Annotated in this window: 10 protein-coding genes; 4 read left to right on the top strand and 6 right to left on the bottom strand. The window is 67.3% G+C overall.

Annotated features, from left to right (window positions below; translation table 11 throughout):
• Window positions 1-177 precede the first annotated feature (177 nt).
• The 6 genes from BUE42_RS30170 to BUE42_RS30145 all read right to left on the bottom strand — a co-directional run bounded on the left by BUE42_RS30170 (window position 178) and on the right by BUE42_RS30145 (window position 4,217).
• Complete coding sequence (locus tag BUE42_RS30170; protein WP_073469049.1) at window positions 178-462, bottom strand: STAS domain-containing protein; 285 nt, start codon at window positions 460-462, stop codon at window positions 178-180.
• Between the two features lie 7 nt (window positions 463-469).
• Window positions 470-1,087 (bottom strand): MlaC/ttg2D family ABC transporter substrate-binding protein, encoded by a 618-nt coding sequence (locus BUE42_RS30165; protein ID WP_073469047.1) that lies wholly within the window; start codon window positions 1,085-1,087, stop codon window positions 470-472.
• Window positions 1,088-1,232: 145 nt separating this feature from the next.
• Window positions 1,233-2,090, bottom strand: a complete 858-nt coding sequence (locus tag BUE42_RS30160; RefSeq protein WP_083614776.1) for an MlaA family lipoprotein — start codon at window positions 2,088-2,090, stop codon at window positions 1,233-1,235.
• Window positions 2,087-2,590, bottom strand: coding sequence for an outer membrane lipid asymmetry maintenance protein MlaD (gene mlaD, locus BUE42_RS30155; RefSeq protein WP_073469055.1), 504 nt, complete (start codon window positions 2,588-2,590; stop codon window positions 2,087-2,089). Before mlaD ends, BUE42_RS30160 begins: the two co-directional genes overlap by 4 nt.
• Window positions 2,591-2,604: 14 nt before the next feature.
• Complete coding sequence (gene mlaE / locus BUE42_RS30150) at window positions 2,605-3,387, bottom strand: lipid asymmetry maintenance ABC transporter permease subunit MlaE (RefSeq protein WP_073469045.1); 783 nt, start codon at window positions 3,385-3,387, stop codon at window positions 2,605-2,607.
• Complete coding sequence (locus BUE42_RS30145; protein ID WP_073469043.1) at window positions 3,384-4,217, bottom strand: ABC transporter ATP-binding protein; 834 nt, start codon at window positions 4,215-4,217, stop codon at window positions 3,384-3,386. Before BUE42_RS30145 ends, mlaE begins: the two co-directional genes overlap by 4 nt.
• 182 nt (window positions 4,218-4,399) lie before the next feature.
• Here BUE42_RS30145 and BUE42_RS30140 point away from each other — a divergent pair, with 182 nt between their 5' ends.
• From BUE42_RS30140 to BUE42_RS30125, 4 genes are read left to right on the top strand one after another with little or no spacing between them, the layout of a single operon-like run.
• Window positions 4,400-5,005, top strand: coding sequence for a GspH/FimT family pseudopilin (locus BUE42_RS30140; RefSeq protein WP_143171850.1), 606 nt, complete (start codon window positions 4,400-4,402; stop codon window positions 5,003-5,005).
• A gap of 16 nt (window positions 5,006-5,021) precedes the next feature.
• Window positions 5,022-5,474, top strand: a complete 453-nt coding sequence (gene pilV, locus BUE42_RS30135) for a type IV pilus modification protein PilV (RefSeq protein ID WP_073469039.1) — start codon at window positions 5,022-5,024, stop codon at window positions 5,472-5,474.
• An 11-nt stretch (window positions 5,475-5,485) separates the two neighbouring features.
• Entirely contained in the window at window positions 5,486-6,661 is a 1,176-nt protein-coding gene (locus BUE42_RS30130; protein WP_073469037.1) for a PilW family protein, read from the top strand.
• Window positions 6,658-7,122, top strand: coding sequence for a pilus assembly PilX family protein (locus BUE42_RS30125; protein ID WP_073469035.1), 465 nt, complete (start codon window positions 6,658-6,660; stop codon window positions 7,120-7,122). The genes BUE42_RS30130 and BUE42_RS30125 overlap by 4 nt, the downstream gene beginning before the upstream one ends.
• Window positions 7,123-7,139: the final 17 nt, after the last annotated feature.

The following is a 7,139-nucleotide window of genomic DNA, read 5'->3' as shown; positions in this document are numbered from 1 at the left end:
GCTTCGTAGACCGACTCATCGGCACTGTTTGACCACAACGAACGAAGTGAGTGGAGGGAGTTTGCCGATGCACCCCCGAAGCCGATCTTCTTCGTGGAGTCGGCCCCTGGGCCGACCGCCCCAGCATGAGCCCCCACCCCATCCCCTCACCCGCCGCGACGCGACGCGCCGCCCGGACTACGCAGACTTCAGCAACAGCCCATCCACACCATACAGCCGAGCCAGCTCAGCCAGCTTCGCCGGTGCATTGCGCACCGCGAAGCCCTTGCCGAAGGCCGTGGCCAGGCGCTGGCATTCCAGCAGCACCGCCAGCGCCGCCGAATCGAACTGCGCCAGGCCCGAGGCATCCACCGTCACGGTGGGCTCGGACTGGGTCTTCACTTCCTGCTGCAAGGCCTGCGACAGCATGCGCTGCGTGTCGCGGGCCTCGCGCGTCGTCACGGTGGCGGGGAGCAGCAGCATGCGGGCCTCAGCTCTTGCCGCCGGCGGCCTTGTTGCGCTCGACCAGCTTGGCGATCAGGCCGTCGATGCCGCCGGCACCGATCTCCTGCGCGAAGCTGTTGCGGTAGTTCTCGACCAGCCACACGCCGAGCACGTTGACGTCATAGATCTTCCAGCCGTCGGCCGCCTTCTCGAGGCGGTAGTCGAGCTGGATCGGATCGCCCTTGCCGCGGATCTCGGTGCGAACGATCACCTCGGTGTCTGCAGGCGTCGAGCGCATCGGCTTCAGCTGCACGGTCTGGTCACGCACCTGCGCCAGCGCACCGGAATACGTGCGCACCAGCAGCGTCTTGAACTCATCCTGCAGCTTCTTCTGCTGCTCGGGCGTGGCCTGGCGCCAGTAGCGGCCGACCGCCGAAGCCGTCATGCGCTGGAAGTTGACGTGCGGCATCACCTTGGCCTCGACCAGCGCCGAGACCTGCTTCACGTCACCGGCCTGGATCGACTTGTCGGCCTTGGCGGCGTCGAGCACCTCGGACGACACCTGCTTGACGAGCTGGTCCGGCGCCTGCTGCGCGAAGGCGGTGGCACTGGCGACCGCGAGCGTCGCGGCGGAGATCCATCTGACGATTTGTTGGCTGAGCATCTGTGGTTCCTTTCTGGGAAGAGCCTCGCAGCTCGGTGCGGGCACGGTAACCGGAGTTCGCGGCGTCTGCGCCGCGGCCCGACATGACCTCAACGGCAGCGGGTGTCTGCCGGTTGGCCGCCGGATCGTTTCCGGGAGGTGAAGTTCATGGCTTGGGTCCGGACGCGGGTGCCGCCGGCGCGGTTGCGGATGCCGGTGCCGAGGCGGCTGCCGGCGCGGCCGCAGCCGCGTTGGGCGGCGCCTCGTCCTGGTCGTAACGCTCGTCCTTCGATTCCGGCACCTCGCCGTCGTAGACCAGGCTGCGCCGGCGCTGCAGGTAGGCGTCGCGGATGAAGGTGTACTTGTCGAGGGCGATGTCGTCGAGCATGCCGGTCGCACCGAGCAACGCGGCGCGCTCGTTGACGAAGCCGACGCCGACCACCGCATAGCGCGCCAGGCTGTCGTTGAAGGCCAGCGCCGGCGACACCGAGCGGTCGATCGGCAGCGCGAACGAATCGCGCAGCGTCGACGGCCCGAAGAACGGCCACACCACGTAGGGCCCCGAGGCAATGCCCCAGCGGCCGAGCGTCTGGCCGAGGTCTTCGTTGTGGCGGTCCAGCCCCATCTCGGTCGCGACGTCGAAGAAACCGCCGAGGCCGAAGATCGTGTTGGTGGTCACGCGCATCACGTCCTGCATGCCGTCGTTGACCTTGCCCTGCAGCACGTTGTTGAACGCCGACCACAGGTCCGACACATTGCCGAAGATGTTACTGATGCCGCGGCGCGTGGGTTGCGGCACGACATCGCGGTAGGTGGTGGCCACCGGCTTCAGCACCGCGGTGTCGAGCGCATCGTTGAAGTTGTAGACCTTGCGGTTCCAGCTCTCCCACGGATCGACCCGCTGCACCGGCTTGCCGTCCGGCCCGGGCGCGGTGGTCGCGCAGCCGGTGAGCAGCGCCAGCCAAGCCAGCGCGAGGCCGGCCAAGACCCGCTGCCACGGCGACTGCACGGCCCGCAGGTTCACTTCTTCGCTCCGCTGGCGGGCGCCGCCGCGGCGGCAGGCGAGCCGGAATCGGCCGCCTTGCTGTACAGGAACTGGCTGATCAGGTTCTCGAGCACCACCGCCGACTGCGTCTGGCTGATGACGTCGCCGGCCGCGAGGTTCTTCTCCTCGGCGCCGGCCTCCAGCCCGATGTACTGCTCGCCGAGCAGTCCGGACGTCAGGATCTTGGCCGAGCTGTCCTTCGGGAAAGCGAACTTCTTCTGCAGCTGCAGCACGACGCGCGCCTGGTAGCTCTTGTCGTCGAAGCCGATCGACTCGACGCGGCCCACGACCACGCCGGCGCTCTTGACCGCCGCGCGCGGCTTGAGCCCGCCGATGTTGTCGAACTTGGTGATCACCTGGTAGGTCTCGTCGAAGTTCAGGCTCAGCAGGTTGCCGGCCTTCAACGCGAGGAACAACACCGCTGCCGCGCCGATCAGCACGAACAGGCCCACCCACACATCGTGACGAGATTTCTGCATCGTCGCCTCTTTCTTCAAATCGAGAACATCATGGCCGTGAGCACGAAATCGAGCCCCAGCGTTGCAAGCGATGCCATCACGACGGTGCGCGTGGTGGCGGCGGAAACGCCTTCAGGCGTCGGCTTGCAGTTGTAGCCCTGCAGCAGCGCGATGAAGGTGACGGTGAAACCGAAGACGACGCTCTTGATCACGCCGTTGCCGACATCGGCCCAGACGTCGACGCCGCCCTGCATCTGCGACCAGAACGAGCCTTCGTCGATGCCGATCAGCGGCACCGCGACCAGCCAGCCGCCGAGGATGCCGACCGCGCTGAACACCGCCGCGAGGAACGGCATCGCGATCACGCCGCCCCAGAAGCGCGGCGCCAGCACGCGCTTGATCGGGTCGACCGCCATCATCTCCATCGCGGCGAGCTGCTCGCCGGCCTTCATCAGGCCGATCTCGGCCGTCAGCGAAGTGCCGGCGCGGCCCGCGAACAGCAGCGCGGTGACGACCGGGCCCAGCTCGCGCACCAGCGACAGCGCGACCAGCAGGCCCACCGCCTCGGCCGAGCCGTAGCGCTGCAGCGTGTAGTAGCCCTGTAGCGCGAGCACGAAGCCGACGAACAGGCCCGACACCGTGATGATCGACAGCGAACGGTTGCCGAGGAAGAAGACCTGGTCGCTGACCAGGCGCGGGCGGGCGAAGCTCGCGCTGCCGAGGCCGCCGAGCTGGAAGAACAGGCGCGCGGCGTCGCCGATGCCCGCGAGCTTGCCGCGCACCGCGAAGCCGATGTCGGCGGGGTTGTACCAGCTCATCGGGCCGCTCCTGCGCTGAAATCTTCCTCGACCGAAACGGCCGGGTAGTGAAAGCGCACCGGCCCGTCGGTCTGCGCCTTGACGAACTGCTGCACCAGCGGGTCGTCGCTCGCGCGCATCTCGGCCGGCGAGCCCTGGGCCGCGATCTTGCCGTTGGCGACGAACACGATGTGGTCGGCGATCAGGAAGGTCTCGGCCACGTCGTGCGAGACGACGATGCTGGTGACGCCCAGCGCGTGGTTCAGGTCCTTGATCAGCGTCGCGGCGACGCTCATCGAAATGGGGTCGAGGCCGGCGAACGGCTCGTCGTACATGATCAGGTCGGGGTCGAGCGCGATGGCGCGTGCGAGCGCGACGCGGCGCGCCATGCCGCCCGACACCTGCGACGGCAGCAGGTCGCGCGCACCGCGCAGGCCGACCGCGTTGAGCTTCATCAGCACCAGGTCGCGGATCATCGCCTCGCCGAGGTTGGTGTGCTCGCGCAGCGGGAACGCGACGTTGTCGAACACCGACAGGTCGGTGAACAGCGCGCCGAACTGGAACAGCATGCCCATGCGCCGGCGCATCGCGTGCAGGCCTTGCGCATCGAGGGTGGCGATGTCGACGCCGTCGAACAGCACCTGGCCCTTCATCGGCTGCAGCTGGCGCCCGATCAGGCGCAGCACCGTGGTCTTGCCGCCGCCCGAGGTGCCCATCAGCGCGAGCACCTTGCCGCGCGGCACGCTGAGGTTGACGTTCTCGAGGATCACCCGGTCGCCGTAGCCGCAGGTGACGTCGCGCAGCTCGATCAGAACAGGCGCGGCTGGCACCGCGGTTTGAGGGGTCGACATGGATCGGAACCGGCGGCCCGTTGGGGCGGACGTCTGTAGCGAAGCCGCAATGATAGGGGAAAGCCCGCACCCCTCGGTTTCGGCCCATTGTCCGGTTTCATCGACAGACGGCGACTTCCGCCTGATGCCCGGCGCCCTCCCCGCGGGATGCACCACAGATAATTTGCGCAGAGGAAGGATCCATGGCCACCACACACTCCAACACAAATTACAGCATGCGACACAGCCGGCGCCCGCTCGGCGTGACCTTGATCGAGCTGATGGTCACGCTGGCGGTCATGGCCGTCCTGGTCACCATCGCCGCCCCGTCGTTCAGCCGGTTGATCGCCTCGAACCGGCTGACGAGCCAGACCAACGAATTCATCCTCGCGCTGAACCTGGCGCGCTCCGAGGCCACCCGGCGCGGGCAGCCCGTGACGCTGCTGACCAAGGCCACCGCCAGCCCGGTGTTCCAGTCCGGCTGGCAGATATTCACCGACGCTGACGGTGATGCCACCATGGGCTCGACGGCAGCAGACGGCTCGGTGCTCCGCGAAAGCGCGGCCGCACCGGGCAACACCACGATCACGCGCGTGACGATGAGTGGCTCGACGGCCACCACGGCGACCGCGAGCGCGGTGCCCGACCGGATGTACGTGACCTTCAATGCGCTGGGCGGCAAGTATTCCGGCGCCCAGGCTTACTTCAAGGTCTGCGATTCGTCGATCCCCTCGCTGCCGGGCCGCGTCATCCAGGTATCGCTGGTCGGACGGGCGTCCCTCTATCTCAACAACATCTCGTGCCCGTGACAAGGACTCGACGAACATGCAGCTGAATCGCATCCCCCGCAAACGGCGTCAAACGGGCGTCAGCATGATCGAACTGCTGGTCGCGTTCGTGATCTTCTCGTTCGGCATGCTCGGCCTGGCCGGTCTGCAAAGCCGGACACTCGCCTACAGCCAGAGTTCCCTCTTCCGCTCACAGGCCACCGCGCTGGCGGACGACATCCTTGATCGCATGCGCGTCGACCGCGACAACGCGCTGGCCCTGCGCTGGAACACCGAGCTCGCCAGCACGTCCTCGTCGATCACGCCGCTGACCTTCATCTATCAGACGGACCTGAAGGACTGGAAGGGACAGATCGAAGCCTTGCTGCCGGACGGCAAGGGCCGCATCGCCGTGGCTGCCGATCGGTCGGTGACGATCGAGATCGAGTGGCTCGACAACCGCACTGCGGATTCGCCGCGCCAGAGTTTCACCACCGTGAGCCGGCTTTGAAAGGGTTTCCCATGACATTGCAGACTTCCGCGCCGTCGCGGCTGCGCCAGGCCGGCTTCTCGCTGGTCGAAATGATGGTGGCCCTGACGCTGGGCCTCGTGCTGACCGGCGTGATGACCGCCATCTACCTGACGAGCAAGGGCGCCACGCGCCGCGTCGACCAGCTGAGCACGCTGCAGCAGAACGTGCGGCTGGCCTTCCAGTTCCTGTCGGCGGACGCGCGCATGGTGGGCTACCAGGGCTGCTTCACGAACCGCACGTCCGGCTTCACGAACTCGTTGGCTGTGGGCCTGGGGACCAATTTCGCGATCGGCATCGAAGGCTACAAGTACGGCATCACCGGATCCGCCTTGACGCTGAGCAGCAGCAACCCGGCGAATGTCAGCACGCCTGCATCGTGGTTGAACAACACCGTCGGCACCAGCAACACCATCCCGGTCACGTCGATCTCCAGCGGCGGCCTGACGCCCGGCAGTGACGTGCTCGTGATCCGGACGGTGGCCGGTGCGCCCATCCGCCTCATGGCCGCGGCCGTGGGTTCGGCGGCGACATTGAGCATCGAGAACAAGGGCGCGCCCGGAAAGTGCCGCAACGGTACGACCGACAAGGTGTCGGGCCTGTGCACCGGCAGCTACGCGTTGATCGCCAACTGTTCGAGCGCGCAGGCGTTCCAGGTCTCTTCTGCCGCAACCACCCTGGGCGTGACCGGCGGCTTGAACGCCAGCAACATCTATCCGCAGGTCTCCAGTGAGGTGTTTCCGCTGCAGACCGTCGTCTACTACGTCAAGAGCAACGGCACCACCACGTCGCTCTACCGGCGGACCTTCGATGGCGACCAGACGCTCGTGCCCGGCGCCGTGGATGCCGGCGTCGAGCAGGAACTGATCGAAGGCGTCGAGAACCTGCAGGTGCGCTTCGGCCTGGACACCACGACGGAGCCCGATGGCGTCATCGACGGCACCTACGTGGCGGCGAATTCGGTCACCGACTGGTCCCGCGTGGTCGCGGTGCGCATGAGCCTGCTGACCCACGGCCCTGCCGCTGCGGAAGCCGACGTGACCTTGCCTGCCACCGGCAAAGTGGCCGACGTCACCGTCACCTACCCGACCACCGGAACGCGCTTCGACCGCCGCGTGTTCAGCACCACGGTCGCCGTTCGCAACAAGATCACCTACGCGTCGCCATGAAACTCAAGACCCTGAAGGCCGCCCGTCCCCAGCAGGGCGCGATCCTGATCATCATGATGGTGATGCTGGTGCTGATCACGCTGATCACCGTGTCGAGCTTTCGTGCGACGGCCCTGGACGAGCGCATGGCCGGCAACGCGCGCGACCGCAACAAGGCCTTGCAGGCGGCCGAAGCGGCGGTCCGGGCCTGCCTGCTGCAGGTGACCTCGTCGCCGGCCACCTACCCGGTCGCCAAGATTCTGCTGCCGACCGCGCCGCCGACGGACGCCAACTGGGACACCGAAGCGACGTGGACGGCCAGCGGCGTCGACGTGACGATGACCGGCGCCGGCCTGGCGTCCAACCCGCGCTGCCTGGTCGAGAACATCGGCGGCGGCACCAGCTTCAGGGTCACCGCCCGCGCGGTCGGCGGCTCGGACCTCAGCGTCGTGATGCTGCAAGCCACTTATTCGGCGGACTGAGCGCAAGCCCGGTCGCC

The sequence above is a fragment of the Rhizobacter sp. OV335 genome, assembly GCF_900142965.1.
GTDB lineage: Bacteria > Pseudomonadota > Gammaproteobacteria > Burkholderiales > Burkholderiaceae_C > Rhizobacter.
The sequence above is the reverse complement of the archived record's forward strand: the minus strand, read 5'-3'. Positions and strand labels throughout refer to the sequence as shown.